Origin of the sequence: Klebsiella sp. V115_8 (assembly GCF_029967715.1) — a bacterium.
GTDB lineage: Bacteria > Pseudomonadota > Gammaproteobacteria > Enterobacterales > Enterobacteriaceae > Klebsiella > Klebsiella quasipneumoniae.
Window position 1 is genome coordinate 139031 of sequence record NZ_JASCAR010000002.1, and the last position, 14297, is coordinate 153327.

Genomic DNA, 14297 nt, shown 5'->3' on the forward strand with positions numbered 1-14297 from the left:
CTGTTGCCCGTGGCTCTGCCACATCCGGGAAAGCTCTTAAAGAGGGGGGCGCCGCGAGGGACGGGCGGGATTACTCTTCAGTGAGCCACATGTCCGCCTCTTCAAACATCTCCTGCACCGTGCGGCTGATCAGCTCTTTTTCATGCTTGCTGGCGTCGGTGTTGATCGCCGGGAGCGTCATCATCGGCTTCACCCGCACTTCCGCCTCCGGAAAAATGCGCTGCATGCGTTTGGTCAGCTCGTTAAGAATGGTCTCTCTGGCGCCCGGCAGCCCGGCAAAATTGCGCTTGTCATAAATCAGTTCCACAAACATCTTCTGTCCTCTGTATGCTGATCGCGGGCGATAGTTTTACTGTATTAATGTACAGTGTCAAGCGATTGCCGCGGCGCTGCGTATCCGCCACCTCGCGCGGGAGAGGGGCTGCGCGCAAAAGCAGCAAACGGTTCGCCACCGACGACGGTGACCTTCAGTGACATCAAGGAGTTATTTCAGTGCTGGCGATTGATAGCTGGAGCCGATATTGACCGGCAAAACCGGCAAAACTACTGTATATATATTCAGTATTATATGGTGGGTTGAAAAATGAACTTTTACACGCCGGTTGAGCTACGTCAGATTGTCTCCTTTCCCTTTTTTGCCGACCTGGTGCAGTGCGGCTTTCCCAGCCCGGCTCAGGACTATGTCGAGAAGCGAATCGACCTCAACGAGCTGCTGGTGCAGCATCCCAGCGCGACCTATTTTGTCAAAGCCGCTGGCGACAGCATGATCGACGCCGGCATTGACGAAGGCGATCTGCTGGTGGTGGACAGCGCGCGCAAAGCGGAGCATGGCGATATCGTGATTGCCGCCGTCGGCGGCGAGTTTACCGTAAAAAAGCTGCAGCTTTTGCCGCGGGTGCAGCTTAACCCGATGAACCCGGCCTATTCGCCCATCGTGGTCGGCCGCGAGGAGACGCTCGATATTTTCGGCGTGGTGACCTACATCATCAAGGCGGCGGGCTGATCATGTTCGCGCACTGTGATGTGAACGCCTTCTATGCGAGCTGCCAGACCGCCTTCCGGCCAGACCTGAAGGGGCGGCCGGTAGTGGTGCTGTCGAACAACGATGGCTGCGTGATCGCCCGCTCGGCGGAGGCGAAGCCGTTTGTGAAAATGGGCGAACCCTACTTTAAGCAGAAGGCGGCGTTTCTTCGCCACGGCGTCGTGGCGTTCAGCAGCAACTATGAGCTGTACGCCGACATGTCCAGCCGGGTGATGTCCACCCTGGAAGAGCTCGCCCCGCGCTGCGAAATTTACAGTATCGATGAAGCCTTTTGCGATGTCAGCGGCGTGCGCCACTGCAGAGATCTGACTGACTTTGGCCGGGAAATCCGCGCCACGGTGCAGCAGCGCACCCATCTGACGCTGGGCGTCGGGATCGCCCCGACCAAAACCCTGGCGAAGCTGGCCAACCACGCGGCGAAGCAGTGGCAGCGGCAGACGGGCGGGGTAGTGGATTTATCTTGCCCGCAGCGGCAGCGAAAGCTGATGGCGCTGCTGCCGGTGAGTGAGGTCTGGGGCATCGGGCGGCGGATCGGCAAAAAGCTCGAGGCGATGGGGATCGGCACGGTACTTCAGCTGGCGGAGAGCGATATCCGCTTTATCCGCAAGCACTTCACGGTGGTGCTCGAGCGAACGGTACGGGAGCTGCGCGGCGAGCCTTGCCTGGCGCTGGAGGAGTTTGCCCCCGCGAAGCAGGAAATTATCTGCAGCCGCTCGTTCGGGGATCGCATTACGGCCTATGAGGATATGCGCCAGGCGATCTGCAGCTATGCCGCGCGGGCAGCAGAAAAGCTGCGCGGTGAGCATCAGTACTGCCGGTTCGTCTCCGCCTTTGTCAAAACCAGCCCCTTCGCGCTGAATGAACCCTATTACGGCAACAGCGCCTCGCTGAAGCTGCTGACGCCGACGCAGGATTCCCGGGATATTATCGCCGCGGCGACAAGCTGCCTGGACGCCATCTGGAAAGCGGGGCACCGCTATCAGAAGGCCGGGGTGATGCTCGGCGATTTCTACAGCCAGGGCGTCGCCCAGCTGAACCTGTTCGACGAGCTTGCCCCGCGGCAGAACAGCGCCAGGCTGATGCAGGTGCTCGACCAGCTGAATGCGAAAAACGGCAGGGGGGCGCTCTATTTTGCCGGCCAGGGGATCCAGCAGCAGTGGCAGATGAAGCGAGAGATGCTATCGCCGCGCTACACCACGCGATACGGCGACCTGCTCCGCGTCAGATAACGCGCTTTATCCCTGCACCGCGTCCGGAAAAACCGCCGCCAGCCAGTCAATAAAGACGCGGAGCCGGGGCGGGACGTGCCGGTGCCGGGCATAGACGACGTGAAAAGGATAGGGGGCCGGGCGCCAGGCGGCGAGGATCTCCACCAGTTTGCCGCTTGCCAGCGCCGGTCTTAGCGAATAGGTAAAGGTCTGCACAATGCCTAAGCCCGCCTCGACGGCGGCAATATGCGCGTTGCTCTCATTGATGCCGAGATGGGGCTCTGTCTTGAGCTCGGTACTGACGCCGTGACGCGTAAAGCGAAACGGAAACGCTCTTCCGCTGGCCGGCGACAGATAGCTGATGAGCTGGTGACCATGATGGAGTTCATCCGGCGAGGCGGGCGTGCCGCAGCGCTGAAGATAGCCCGGGGTGGCGCAGGTAACCAGCGTCGCCTCGCCGATTTTACGGGCGATCAGCGTCGAGTCTTCCATCGGCCCGCCGCGGATGGCGCAGTCAATATTGCCGCTGATGAGGTCCGCGGGTTTATCGGCCACCTGCAAATCAATACGGATATCCGGCCAGGAGGTCATAAAGTCCGCCAGCAGCGGGATCAGCACATCGCGCGCGGTCGACCCGCCGATGGCGATCCGCAGATGGCCCTTCGGCTTATTGTGGGCGGTATTGAAGGAGGCGTCGATCTCTTCCAGGTCTTCCAGCAGGCAGCGAGCTTTTTCATAGTACTCCCGTCCTTCCGGCGTTACGGTAATACGCCGGGTGGTGCGCTGCAGGAGGGAAACCCCCAGGTGCGCTTCCAGTTGCTTGATGGTTTTGCTGAGGGTGGCGTTGGGCATATCCAGCGAGTCCGCGGCGCGGGTAAAGCTGCCGGCTTCGACAACGCGGGTGAAGGCTTTGAGGGCTGAAAACCGGTCCATTATGGGCGTGATCCTGGTTATTGGACGTCATTATCCACGGAGGGGAAAAGTGTTTTTCAGATTAGGCCATTTTTCCGCCTCTGTGAGGCGATTACAGTGCTTTCCATACCCGGCGGGACGCTTTCGCGAGCCTGGCCTGTTTATACTCTAACCAAGGAAATGCACCATGAGCAAAAAACTTGCGGATAAAGTGGCGTTAGTGACCGGCGGCAGCACCGGGATTGGCCTGTCGTCGGCGAAAGCGCTGGCGGAGCAGGGCGCGAAGGTGTATATCACCGGCCGCCGACAGGAGGAGCTGGATGCGGCGGTAAGATTCATCGGGCCCGCCGCCCGCGGGATCCGCGCCGACGCCGCCGTGTTAAGCGACCTTGACGCGGTATTTGCGACCATTGCCGACGAGTCCGGCCGCCTGGATGTGCTGTTCGCCAATGCTGGCGGCGGGGATATGCTGCCGCTGAGCGCCATCACCGAAGCGCACGTCGAGCGGATTTTCGCCACCAACGTGCGCGGGGTGGTGTTCACGGTGCAGAAAGCGCTGCCGCTGCTCACCGACGGCGCCTCGGTGATTTTGACCGGCTCTACGGCGGCGGTCAAAGGGACGGCTAACTTCAGCATCTATAGCGCGAGTAAAGCTGCGGTACGCAGCCTGGCGCGCTCCTGGGCGCTGGAGGTGAACGACCGCGAGATCCGCATCAATGTCGTCAGCCCGGGGCCGGTGCGTACCCCGGGTCTGGGAGGACTGGTGGCGGAGGCGGACCGCCAGGGCTTGTTCGACGCTCTGGCTGCCAGCGTACCGCTCGGACGGCTGGGCGAGCCGGAGGAGATTGGCAGGACGGTGGTGTTTTTAGCCTCTGACGAGTCGAGCTTTATTAACGCCGCGGAGATCTATGTCGACGGCGGGCTGGCGCAAATTTAAGCGCCGGACTCCGCCAGGCGAGCCGTCCTGGCGGAGTCCGGGGCGGCTCGTGGTTTTGCCGATCGCTTACTCATCATCCGGGTGGGCAGCTTATTGCGCGCCCAGCTGTTTCATCAGCGTCAGGTTATCTTCAATATGCCAGTTGGCGGCAATTTTACCGCCGCTGATCTGATAGATATCGGTGGCGATAAAATCGATATTTTGTCCCTTCCCCTTCCGGGTGCCGAAGGTCCCGGTAAAGTGGCCATGAAAATGTAAGTGTGAGACCACCCGGTCACCGGCCACGATCATTTGTTTGACATCACAGCGTAAATCCGGCACCGCCTGGCGAAATGCTCTGGAGGCGAGGATCGCTCCTTCCGGCCCCTGTTGGCGCCCTTCCGGGGGCGTTTTATCGATAAAATTCCCCGCCAGCGCCGCCCTGGCCAGCGCGTCATCGCCGGTATTCCAGAACGTGGCGTATTGCCTGGCGACATATTCATTGGCGGCGCGTGTGGCAGCGGGAAGGCTGCTATCAACGATGAGCTGGGCTGGCTTCAGCAGATCCTGCGGGGCTGAAAACGCGGAGCCGGACATTCCGGCAAGCAGCAGCGCGGTGGCGCAGCGACGGCGCGTGAGGCCGCGCCTGGCCAGCGTGCGGGCAACAGCGACACCACGCCCGGCAGGTAACATTTTGTCGATCAATTTCACTCTTTATGCTCCGTATAGAAGGGATAGTCGGTATAGCCCGCCGCCGTTCCGCCAAACAGCGTGCCGGGATCGCTGACGGTCGCCAGCGGCCAGCGGTGCTGAAGCCGCTGCGGCAGGTCGGGATTGGCAATAAACGGCCGGCCGAAAGCCACCAGGTCGGCGAGACCGGCGCCAAGAATGCGCTCCGCCTTCTGCTGATCGTAATTCCCGGCCACGATCAGCGTGCCGCTGAAGGTTGCGCGCAGCGTGTCGCGGAAGTGCCGGGGAACGGCTGGGGCATCGTCCCAGTCCGCCTCCGCCAGGTGGATAAAGGCGATACCCTGCTGTTCGCACCAGGCCGCCAGGGCAAGGATGGCGTCGATCACCTGCGGGTCATTCATCCCGCGCTGGGTAATGAAGGGGGAAAGGCGGATGCCCGTCCGCTCGCGGCCGATAGCGTCGCCGATGGCGGTCAGCACCTCCTGGGCAAAACGGATCCGGTTGTTCAGGCTACCTCCGTACTCATCGGTGCGCTGGTTGGCGGTACGCCGCAGGAACTGGTCGATCAGATAGCCATTGCCGCCGTGCACCTCCACGCCGTCAAACCCCGCCGCGATCGCATTGCGCGCCGCCTGGCGGTAATCGGCGACAATACGCTGGATATCCGACCGGGAGAGCGCCCGCGGCGGTGGGCAGTCCACCATCTGGCCCCGGCCCTGCTCATCCACCACCCAGACCTGGGCGTCCGGCGCCAGCGCCGAGGGGGCCACGGGTTGACCATCCGCATGAAAACGGGCGTGCGACATGCGTCCCACGTGCCAGAGCTGAGAAAAAATAACGCCGCCGGCCTGGTGTACGGCCCGGGTCGTCAACTGCCAGCCGGCAATCTGGTCTGCGGAATGCAGGCCGGGCGTCCAGGAGTACCCCTGTCCCTCGGGAGAGATTTGCGTCGCTTCCGTGACGATCAATCCGGCGCTGGCGCGCTGGCGGTAATACTCCGCCATCAGCGCGGAGGGGATATTTCCCGGCTGCAGGGCGCGCGCCCGGGTCATGGGGGCCATGACGATGCGGTTTTTCAGCGGCAGCGTACCGATGCGATGACGATCAAAAAGTGAGAGCGTATTCATAATGATGTCCCTTGCGAGTGGAATGGAAATCACTTTACAGTCGGGATCTGATTTTGATAATTAGACGAAAAACAGATTCACTTTTCGGGAAATACGAAAAATGGGCAAACTGGAAGATATGGCGCTGCTGGTGGCCGTCGCCGAGGCGGGGGGACTCTCCGCCGCCGGCAGACGGTTGTCGCTCTCGCCGGCCACCATGACTGCCCGTCTGAAGGCGATGGAAGAGCGTTATCAGACCCGCCTGTTCCATCGTTCCACGCGGGCTATCACCCTGACCAACGCGGGGGAAGATTTTTATCATGCCGCGCGGCGCGTGCTGGAGGAGGCGCGCCACGCCGAGTCGTTGCTGACGCAAAAAGAGGGGGTCCTGAGCGGCGATATTCGCCTTTCCGCCCCCTCCGACTTTGGCCGACAATACCTTAGCCCGGCCATCGTCGACTTTACCCGCCGTCACCCGGAAGTGACCTTTTCCGTCTACTTAGGCGAGCGCGTGGAGGATCTGGTCGCCAACCGGCTGGATATGAGCATTCGCGTCGGTAACCTGCCGGACAGTAGCCTGGCCATCCGCCACATTCGTCCTAACCATCGGGTGCTGGTGGCCTCGACGGCTTACCTTGCCGCCCGTGGAACGCCTGCTTCGCCCGAGGCGCTGCATCATCATCGCTGCCTGGCGCTGGAGCGGCACGGCGTGGTGATGAACGAGTGGCGCTTTGAGGAGGCGGGAAAAGAGCAGGTCATCCGGGTGACGCCGGCGATGGTCTGCGACGATGGGGCACTGATGCGGCAGTGGGCGCTCAGCGGGGCGGGGATCGCCGGTAAATCATGGTGGGATGTGAAGAGGGATGTCGAGGAGGGGCGGCTTCAGGTGTTGTTTGCCGACCGCTTCACTGGTTTCAGCCGGTTAGACCGCAAGGAGGTTGGGCTGCAGTTTGTCTTTCCCCAGCGAAAGCTGCAGCCCCCTCAAGTATCGGCGTTTATGGCGTTTTTTATCGACTGGCTGGAAGAGTCATCCCCCTCCAGCGCGAGGCGAAAGTGAGCAGAACATGACCTCAGCGCATCTGGCTGAGGATAATACGATCGAAAAGACGGTCGCCCAGCCAGACACGCATCCGGATAAGCAATTTGGCATACTTACCGACGGCATAACGGGGGCGTGGATTTGAGGCATTCACCGCGACCAGGACCACCTCGGCGATCGTCTGCGGGTCGCTGCCGGTGCCATGGCCGTACGTTTTTTGGATCGACAGGGCGACCCCTTTTACCAACTGACCATACGGTCCTGTGGCCGAACGTTTGACAATACTTTCACTGGCCGCATCGCCGAAGCCGGTTTCAATCACTCCAGGTTCGATGATAACCACCTTGATGCCGAAGTCGGCAACTTCCAGCCGCAGGCAGTCTGACCACCCCTCAAGTGCATGTTTGGTGGCGTGGTACCATGCGCCGAGGACGCTATACATCTTCCCGCCCATGGAAGAGATATTGACAATATATCCGCGACGGCGGGCGCGCATCGCGGGAAGCAGTAGTTGCGTGAGATGTGCCGCGCCGAAGAGATTGACCTCAAACTGGTAGCGAGCCTCATCGATGCCGATCTCTTCGACCGGGCCATACAGGCCAAAACCGGCATTATTGACCAGTACATCGACCCCTCCGGTCTGAGACAGAATGGTGTTCACGACCGCCAGCCGATCGTCCTGCCGTGAGAGATCCATCTGCAGGCATTGGGCCCCTAGCGAAGCCAGATCTTCCATTTTCCCGAGCTGCCGGGCAGCAACGTAAACCTGGTAACCCTCCTGGATAAGACGACGGGCAATGGCTTTCCCCATCCCTGACGATGCGCCGGTGACCAGCGCGGTTTTATTTTCCTGAATAAACATAAGCACCTCGGCAAGTAGACTGCGCTGAGTGTGCCTGCTGTCAGGCGCGGTGTCGCTGGCACGGTGCGCCACAATACTGGCAAAGCGCGCCATGACGCGCGCTTAGTTGAGGCGCATCATGTCTCTGAAGTTTTCTGGCGTCTGGCCGGTCCACGCCATAAAAGCCCGGTAGAAGGAATTTGGATCTTCAAAACCGAGCAGAAAGGCGATTTCATAGCCGGAAAGCGTGGTATTGAGAAGATAGTGGCGAGCCAGCGCTTCGCGACAAGCGTGAACAAGGGCGCGATAATTCTCTCCCTCCTGCTCCAGCCTGCGCTGCAGGGTGCGTTTGCTCATTCCCAGACGTTGCGCCGTATTGTCGATAGAGGCGTCGTTGCCCGGCAGAAGCTCCAGCAGGACTGCATGAACACGTTCAGCCGTTGAGGCCTGATCGCTAAGCTGGCTGAGACGACGCTTCAGCTCCGGCTCAAAGACCTGCCACATACCCTCGTTCACCGTCAAAAAGGGCCGCAGGGCATCAGCGGCGGCAAAGCTGATGGTCGCCCGCTTTCCACGCTGTATGGTCGTGCCGAAGAAGGCAGAAAAGTGGTGGGTCTGCTGGCGGGTGAGGGGCTGTGAGAGCGTTACTTTCACGGCCTGAACCGGTTCGCGGGTGGCCAGTCGGTTCAGACGAAGTAAAAATGCCAGCTCTGCCACTTCCAGAGAGGCAGGGATTTCTGTTGCTCCCAGCCAGCGCGGAGACACTGTCAGCGTGCCGTTCTGCACGACCGTCGTCTCTAGCACCATGGGGGCAATAAGCAGTTTATACCTGGCCAGCCGCTGGACCGCCTGCATCATGTGGGTACTACACAAGGCGGCGAACAGCGGGGGATCAAACACTTCCGCAGAGACCCTTTCTACAAAGGGCAAAGGAAAGGCCTGATCGTCGCTTTCTTTTTCCAGCACGCGCCAGAAACGCAGATACTCATCGGTAGTCAGACCGCGATTGATGTCTGAAAAGGTGTCGTCCGGCAAACCGGCCTGGCGGAGAAGATGTTCAGGCTCCATCCCTGCGTCTTTGAGCAGCGCTCGCCAACGGAGATTGAGAGAAAAAGTGCGGTTGCGTGCCATGGTGAGATTTCCAGCAGTGAACAGGGCTTTGATGTGCAACGCCCCCTGATAAGAGCATACCTTTTCCCACCCGCCAGTGACATTCCTCTTGTGCCATATTTGAAGTAAAGCACGCCAGCAATGAGAAGTGGGAACGGATGTGACCCGCGGGGTCGTTAGCCACCTATAGAGTCTTGATCTCAAATATGATTAGATAGCTTTCACTTAAAACCAGTCAGTGGCTGCCATGAATCTCAGGGAAAAAATCATTAATGAATTCGGCGGGTTGTCGCCCGAGCTGCAACGCGCCGCCGAGTTCTCACTGCAAAATGCCAGTCAGCTGGTGGTGTTATCCATGCGCGCCTTCGCGGCGGAAGCCGGGGTAAAACCGGCGACGCTGCTGCGTCTGGCGCAGCGGCTGGGTTACCGCGGCTGGAGCGAGCTGAAAAGCGATTTCATTGACGACCTGGGGCTGCGCAATGATACATACGTATCAAAAGCGGAAAAAATGATGGCCCGCGGCACGCAAACGCAGCTGTATAAAGAGGTATTTCAGGCGCATCAGGCGAACCTGACCTTTACGCAAAACGAAAATGCCCAGCAGATGGAGCAGGCTGTGACCTTGCTCGACAGCGCGGAGAATGTCTATATCTGCGGATTCCGCGCCAGCTTTCCGATCGCGTGGTCGCTGTTCTATGTCTATCGACTGTTCAACCGCCAGGTATCGTTAATCGATGGCCTGGCCAGCAATATCGAAGTCTTTACCCGCGAACTGACCAACCGGGACTGCGTCTTACTCACCAGCTTTGCGCCCTATTCACGCGAATCACTGGATGTTTTACGGGCAGCCCGGCAGGCCGGGGCGAAGATCCTCGCCATTACCGACTCGCCGGTTTCCCCCTTAGCGCAGGCGGCAGACTGCACGCTGCTGTTCTCCATCGACAGTCCGTCATTTTTCCCTTCCGTGGTCTCCGGCATGGGGCTGGCGGAGTGTCTGCTGGCGATGCTGGTGGTGCGCCACGGCCGGGAGGCGGTGAGTAAAATTGAAAGTGCCGAACGCTATCTCATTGAGTCTGGCGCCTACGTGATCCCCGGTAAGTCCTGATAAATGATTCAAATGTATCAGTTATAAGTATAATGGATGCATTTATATCTTTAATTCGTTGACGTGATCCAAATGGATCCTGCAAGATACGCTCAATTAATGTAGCGGATTCAGGAGCAGAACCCAGTATGAGTCATGTCATTCACCGCAGCCTGCATAGCACGCCGATGGTGGCCTCACGTGCGCAAGGGGCCTATATCTTTGATGCCCAGGGAAAACCGTATCTTGATGCCTGTGGCGGGGCGGCGGTTTCCTGCCTCGGACACGCGCATCCTGATGTGCTGGCGGCGATGCACCGCCAGATCGATCGGCTGGCCTATGCGCATACCAGCTTTTTCACCAGCGATGCCGTCGAGCAGCTTGCCGAACATCTCACCCGCACGGCGCCCGGCGAGCTTAACTACGCCTACTTTGTCTCGGGCGGTTCTGAGGCGGTAGAGACGGCGCTGAAGATGGCGCGGCAGTACTTTGTGGAGATCGGCCAGCCATCGCGCACCCGCTTTATCGCCCGTCAACAGAGCTATCATGGCAATACGCTGGGCGCGCTGGCGGTGGGCGGTAACGAATGGCGCCGTCGCCAGTTTGCCCCCTTATTAATGGATGTTATCCGCGTCTCAGCCTGCAATGAGTACCGCGATCGCCGGACTGACGAGACCCAGCAACAGTATACCGAACGTCTGCTCAATGAGCTGGAGCAAGCCATCCTTGAGGCCGGCCCGGAAACGATCATCGGTTTCTGTGCGGAAACCGTGGTGGGAGCGACGACGGGAGCCACGCCGCCGACGCCGGGCTATCTGCAAGGGGTCCGCCGCCTGTGCGACAAATACGGCATCCTGTACATCGCGGATGAGGTGATGTGCGGTATGGGGCGGACCGGGACGCTGCATGCGTTTGAACAGGACGACGTGGTGCCCGATTTAGTGACCATCGCCAAGGGACTCGGCGGAGGCTATCAGCCGATTGGGGCGGTACTGGCGAGTGAGACCATCGTCTCCGCGCTGAAGGCGGGCAGCGGGTTGTTCCAGCACGGTCACACTTACATTTGTCATGCCACCGCCGCGTCGGCAGCCCTGGCGGTGCAGCAGGTGATCGCGCGCGATAATTTACTGGACGCCGTCAAACAGCAGGGCGCCTATCTGCACAAGGCGCTGCGCGAGGTGCTGGGGGAGTTACCGCATGTCGGTGATACGCGCGGACGCGGCCTGTTTGCGGGGGTCGAACTGGTGCGCGATAAAGACGACAAAACGCCATTCGATCCTGCCCTGAAGCTGCACGCCGCGATCAAAGCAAACTGTATGGCGCGCGGACTGATGGTCTATCCCATGGGCGGCACGATCGATGGCCAGTCTGGCGACCACATCCTGATTGCACCGCCGTTTATCATCACCCCGGCGCAGCTCGATTTTGTGGTCGATACCCTGAACAGCGTGATTCGCGAAGAGACGGGGAAATTATGATCAATCGTTTACCGCCCCTGGCGGAACAGGAATGGGACGATCGGCAGCGTCAGTTAGCGGAAGAGATTATCAACGGACCGCGCGGCGCCTTGCTGCCGCCCTTTGAACCGCTGTTGCGTAGTCCCGAGCTGATGGCCCATGCCCAGCGTATGGGGGAGTACCTGCGCTATCGCAGCGCGCTGGGCCAGCGTCTTTCTGAACTGGCGATTTTGCTGACCGCGCGGCACTGGTCGCAGCCGGTAGAGTGGGCGATCCATGCGCCGATAGCCCGCGAGAAAGGGATCTCTGCCGCGGCGGTGCAGGCGATTAAGGAAAGGCGCCGGCCCGCGGATCTGCGGCCCGATGAGCAGGCGATCTATGACTTCTGTCAGCAGCTGCATCAACAGCAAAAGGTCAGCGATGAGACCTGGCAACAAGCCATTGAGTTATGGGGCGAGAAGGGCGTGGTGGATCTGATTGGAATAAACGGTTATTACAGTTTTCTCTCCATGGTGATGAACAGCGCGCAAACGCCAGTACCGGATACCTCTGACGCTCTGTTTTCTGAATAAGTTATCGATTTTATTCGGACGCATAAAACTGCGCCCGGCATATCAGCTCTTATTATTGGTTCTTCCGGCGAGATATTTCGCAGGATGACGTTCGTTGTAGGCTATTTCACTGACGCTGAGGGTAATTATGAGTGGATTATTTAAGAAATTAAAGCTGACGCTGGCATTAGTTATTTGTTCAGCCAGTTTTGTGACAGCAGCAGAAGATAAAATAACGGTGGGTGTCGATACTGCCTTTGTTCCATTTGAATTTAAACAAGGCGATAAATATGTCGGCTTTGATATCGATCTGTGGGACGCGATTGCGAAGAAAATGCATATCAGCTACGAATTAAGGCCAATGGATTTCGGCGGCCTGATCCCCGGTCTGCAGTCGCGTAATCTGGATGTGGCGATGGCGGGAATAACGATTACCGATGCGCGCAAGCAGGTCGTGGACTTCAGCGAAGGATATTATAATGCCGACCTGCTCATGGCCGTGAAAAGTACCGACAACTCCATTGTTAAATTCAGCGATTTGACCGGGAAAAAAGTCGGCCTTAAGCAGGGGACAGCGGCAGCCAGCTTTATGAAAAGCAAATATAAAGCGAATTATATCGAGTTCCCGAATATCGATAACGCCTACCTTGACCTGCAGGCCGGTAATCTCGATGCCGTGGTTCATGATTCACCGAATGTCCTTTACTACGTGAAGACGGCGGGTAACGGCAAGGTCAAATCCACCGGTGAGACGGACAGCATTCTGCCACAGCAGTATGGCTTTGCGATGCAGAAAAACAGCAGCCTGACGCCAAAAGTCAACCAGGCCCTGCAGGCCCTGCGCGCCGATGGCACCTACGACAAGATTTACGTAAAGTGGTTTGCTAAACAGCCGAAATAACCCTGCCAGGTCGGAGCGATCCGACCTCATATTTTCTTTACGGGTAGAAGCATGAATTTTGACAGTCGCTATATTTGGGATGCATTGCCGCTGCTGATGCAAGGTTTGCAGCTGACGCTGATTATTTCGTTATCAGGCTTGTTAGGTGGATTAATCATTGGCTTGCTGGCCGGGACCTGCCGCGCATTAGGCGGAACAATATCCAAAACGGTATCGCTGGTGTTTGTGGAAGTCATCCGCGGGACGCCAATTATGGTGCAGGTGATGTTTATCTACTTCGCCCTGCCGATGGTGTTGCCAGTACGTATTGACCCGGTTCCCGCCGCCATTATCACCATTGTGATTAACTCCGGGGCTTATATAGCGGAGATCACCCGGGGGGCGATTCTGTCGATTAATAAAGGATTTAAAGAAGCCAGCCTGGCGATGGGATTATCGCCGCGCAGCACCCTGTGGCATGTCATTATGCCGCTGGCTTTTCGGCGGATGATCCCGGCATTAGGCAATCAGTGGATTATCAGTATTAAAGATACCTCGCTGTTTATTGTCATTGGCGTGGCAGAATTAACCCGTCAGGGACAAGAGATTATTGCCGGCAATTTTCGGGCGCTGGAGGTGTGGACGGCGGTGGCGATGATTTATCTGTTTTTGACATTGTGCCTGAGCTTCCTGCTGAAACAACTTGAGAAAAGGATCCATATTTTATGAGCATGGTTGAATTTAGCGCGGTGGCGAAAAACTTCGGCGCCACTCAGGTGCTGCACGATATCAATTTAAAGATTGAAGCGGGCGAGGTGGTGGTGATCATTGGCCCGTCCGGCTCGGGAAAATCGACCCTGCTGCGCTGTATCAACAAGCTGGAGGCGATCTCTTCGGGAACGCTGCTGGTGGCCGGTATGCACATTACGGATCCGCATGCGAATGAGTGTGATATTCGCCGCGAAGCCGGTATGGTGTTTCAACAGTTTCATTTGTTTCCGCATCTGACCGCCCTGGAGAATGTCATGTTTGGTCCGCTTCGCGTGCGCAAGCAGAGCAAGGCCGCGGCGCGGGAGCAGGCGCTGGCGTTGCTGGACCGCGTGGGGCTGCGTGAACGCGCCAACCACTATCCGGCAGAGCTCTCGGGCGGTCAGCAGCAGCGCGTGGCGATAGCGCGCGCCCTGGCGGTGAAACCCAAAATGATGTTATTTGATGAGCCAACATCCGCCCTCGATCCCGAACTGCGGCATGAGGTGTTAAAGGTCATGCGATCCCTGGCCGAAGAGGGCATGACGATGGTGATTGTGACCCATGAGATTGGCTTTGCCAGAGAGGTGGCTTCCCGGTTGATCTTTATTGATGGCGGCACCATTGCCGAAGATGGTTCACCTGAGGCGCTGCTCACGGCCAGCAGCAATCCGCGTCTGCAAGAGTTTTTGCAACACGTATCCTGAACATAAG

Annotated in this window: 16 protein-coding genes; 10 read left to right on the plus strand and 6 right to left on the minus strand. The window is 58.6% G+C overall.

From position 1 onward, the window contains the following. Positions 1-70: 70 nt before the first annotated feature. Complete coding sequence (locus QLG03_RS02965; RefSeq protein ID WP_004203750.1) at positions 71-313, minus strand: DinI family protein; 243 nt, start codon at positions 311-313, stop codon at positions 71-73. Between the two features lie 270 nt (positions 314-583). Here QLG03_RS02965 and QLG03_RS02970 point away from each other — a divergent pair, with 270 nt between their 5' ends. Continuing rightward, entirely contained in the window at positions 584-1003 is a 420-nt protein-coding gene (locus QLG03_RS02970) for a translesion error-prone DNA polymerase V autoproteolytic subunit (RefSeq protein ID WP_032452491.1), read from the plus strand. A gap of 2 nt (positions 1004-1005) precedes the next feature. Further along, entirely contained in the window at positions 1006-2271 is a 1266-nt protein-coding gene (locus QLG03_RS02975; protein WP_032452492.1) for a Y-family DNA polymerase, read from the plus strand. Positions 2272-2277: 6 nt separating this feature from the next. On the opposite strand, the gene QLG03_RS02980 is transcribed toward QLG03_RS02975, so the two are convergent. Then, positions 2278-3183, minus strand: a complete 906-nt coding sequence (locus tag QLG03_RS02980; RefSeq protein ID WP_048297297.1) for a LysR family transcriptional regulator — start codon at positions 3181-3183, stop codon at positions 2278-2280. 166 nt (positions 3184-3349) lie between these two features. Between QLG03_RS02980 and QLG03_RS02985 the strand changes: the two genes are divergently transcribed. Further along, positions 3350-4099, plus strand: coding sequence for an SDR family oxidoreductase (locus QLG03_RS02985; RefSeq protein WP_255987244.1), 750 nt, complete (start codon positions 3350-3352; stop codon positions 4097-4099). A gap of 90 nt (positions 4100-4189) precedes the next feature. Here the strand turns inward: QLG03_RS02985 and QLG03_RS02990 are convergent, their stop codons facing one another. After that, on the minus strand, positions 4190-4789 hold the full coding sequence (locus tag QLG03_RS02990; RefSeq protein WP_255987245.1) for an ester cyclase: 600 nt from the start codon (positions 4787-4789) through the stop codon (positions 4190-4192). Further along, a complete protein-coding gene (locus QLG03_RS02995; RefSeq protein WP_032452495.1) occupies positions 4786-5895 on the minus strand; it encodes an alkene reductase in 1110 nt (369 codons plus the stop codon). Before QLG03_RS02995 ends, QLG03_RS02990 begins: the two co-directional genes overlap by 4 nt. A 100-nt stretch (positions 5896-5995) precedes the next feature. Here QLG03_RS02995 and QLG03_RS03000 point away from each other — a divergent pair, with 100 nt between their 5' ends. After that, complete coding sequence (locus tag QLG03_RS03000) at positions 5996-6931, plus strand: LysR family transcriptional regulator (RefSeq protein ID WP_255987246.1); 936 nt, start codon at positions 5996-5998, stop codon at positions 6929-6931. 13 nt (positions 6932-6944) lie between these two features. On the opposite strand, the gene QLG03_RS03005 is transcribed toward QLG03_RS03000, so the two are convergent. Further along, positions 6945-7775 carry an oxidoreductase gene (locus QLG03_RS03005; protein WP_044522348.1) on the minus strand — a complete coding sequence of 277 codons (831 nt, stop codon included), beginning with the start codon at positions 7773-7775 and terminating at the stop codon, positions 6945-6947. A 102-nt stretch (positions 7776-7877) separates the two neighbouring features. Further along, entirely contained in the window at positions 7878-8885 is a 1008-nt protein-coding gene (locus tag QLG03_RS03010) for an AraC family transcriptional regulator (RefSeq protein ID WP_044522281.1), read from the minus strand. Between the two features lie 226 nt (positions 8886-9111). Here QLG03_RS03010 and QLG03_RS03015 point away from each other — a divergent pair, with 226 nt between their 5' ends. From QLG03_RS03015 to glnQ, 6 genes are all read left to right on the plus strand, one after another. Beyond that, positions 9112-9969 carry a MurR/RpiR family transcriptional regulator gene (locus QLG03_RS03015; RefSeq protein ID WP_032454898.1) on the plus strand — a complete coding sequence of 286 codons (858 nt, stop codon included), beginning with the start codon at positions 9112-9114 and terminating at the stop codon, positions 9967-9969. Between the two features lie 128 nt (positions 9970-10097). Then, a complete protein-coding gene (locus QLG03_RS03020) occupies positions 10098-11426 on the plus strand; it encodes an aspartate aminotransferase family protein (protein WP_086076169.1) in 1329 nt (442 codons plus the stop codon). Next, positions 11423-11977: a carboxymuconolactone decarboxylase family protein gene (locus QLG03_RS03025; protein ID WP_171005034.1), complete on the plus strand. Its 555-nt coding sequence runs from the start codon at positions 11423-11425 to the stop codon at positions 11975-11977. Before QLG03_RS03020 ends, QLG03_RS03025 begins: the two co-directional genes overlap by 4 nt. 127 nt (positions 11978-12104) lie before the next feature. Continuing rightward, a complete protein-coding gene (gene glnH / locus QLG03_RS03030) occupies positions 12105-12857 on the plus strand; it encodes a glutamine ABC transporter substrate-binding protein GlnH (RefSeq protein WP_023289263.1) in 753 nt (250 codons plus the stop codon). Between the two features lie 51 nt (positions 12858-12908). Continuing rightward, a complete protein-coding gene (glnP, locus tag QLG03_RS03035; RefSeq protein ID WP_023289264.1) occupies positions 12909-13565 on the plus strand; it encodes a glutamine ABC transporter permease GlnP in 657 nt (218 codons plus the stop codon). A 2-nt stretch (positions 13566-13567) separates the two neighbouring features. Continuing rightward, positions 13568-14290, plus strand: a complete 723-nt coding sequence (gene glnQ, locus QLG03_RS03040) for a glutamine ABC transporter ATP-binding protein GlnQ (protein ID WP_032429131.1) — start codon at positions 13568-13570, stop codon at positions 14288-14290. The last annotated feature ends 7 nt before the right edge of the window (positions 14291-14297 follow it).

Coding starts and splice junctions, on each gene's coding strand:
- QLG03_RS02965 (WP_004203750.1), bottom strand. CDS start 313: ATGTTTGTGGAACTGATTTATGACAAGCGCAATTTTGCCGGGCTGCCG.
- QLG03_RS02970 (WP_032452491.1), top strand. CDS start 584: ATGAACTTTTACACGCCGGTTGAGCTACGTCAGATTGTCTCCTTTCCC.
- QLG03_RS02975 (WP_032452492.1), top strand. CDS start 1,006: ATGTTCGCGCACTGTGATGTGAACGCCTTCTATGCGAGCTGCCAGACC.
- QLG03_RS02980 (WP_048297297.1), bottom strand. CDS start 3,183: ATGGACCGGTTTTCAGCCCTCAAAGCCTTCACCCGCGTTGTCGAAGCC.
- QLG03_RS02985 (WP_255987244.1), top strand. CDS start 3,350: ATGAGCAAAAAACTTGCGGATAAAGTGGCGTTAGTGACCGGCGGCAGC.
- QLG03_RS02995 (WP_032452495.1), bottom strand. CDS start 5,895: ATGAATACGCTCTCACTTTTTGATCGTCATCGCATCGGTACGCTGCCG.
- QLG03_RS03000 (WP_255987246.1), top strand. CDS start 5,996: ATGGGCAAACTGGAAGATATGGCGCTGCTGGTGGCCGTCGCCGAGGCG.
- QLG03_RS03005 (WP_044522348.1), bottom strand. CDS start 7,775: ATGTTTATTCAGGAAAATAAAACCGCGCTGGTCACCGGCGCATCGTCA.
- QLG03_RS03010 (WP_044522281.1), bottom strand. CDS start 8,885: ATGGCACGCAACCGCACTTTTTCTCTCAATCTCCGTTGGCGAGCGCTG.
- QLG03_RS03015 (WP_032454898.1), top strand. CDS start 9,112: ATGAATCTCAGGGAAAAAATCATTAATGAATTCGGCGGGTTGTCGCCC.
- QLG03_RS03020 (WP_086076169.1), top strand. CDS start 10,098: ATGAGTCATGTCATTCACCGCAGCCTGCATAGCACGCCGATGGTGGCC.
- QLG03_RS03025 (WP_171005034.1), top strand. CDS start 11,423: ATGATCAATCGTTTACCGCCCCTGGCGGAACAGGAATGGGACGATCGG.
- glnH (WP_023289263.1), top strand. CDS start 12,105: ATGAGTGGATTATTTAAGAAATTAAAGCTGACGCTGGCATTAGTTATT.
- glnP (WP_023289264.1), top strand. CDS start 12,909: ATGAATTTTGACAGTCGCTATATTTGGGATGCATTGCCGCTGCTGATG.
- glnQ (WP_032429131.1), top strand. CDS start 13,568: ATGGTTGAATTTAGCGCGGTGGCGAAAAACTTCGGCGCCACTCAGGTG.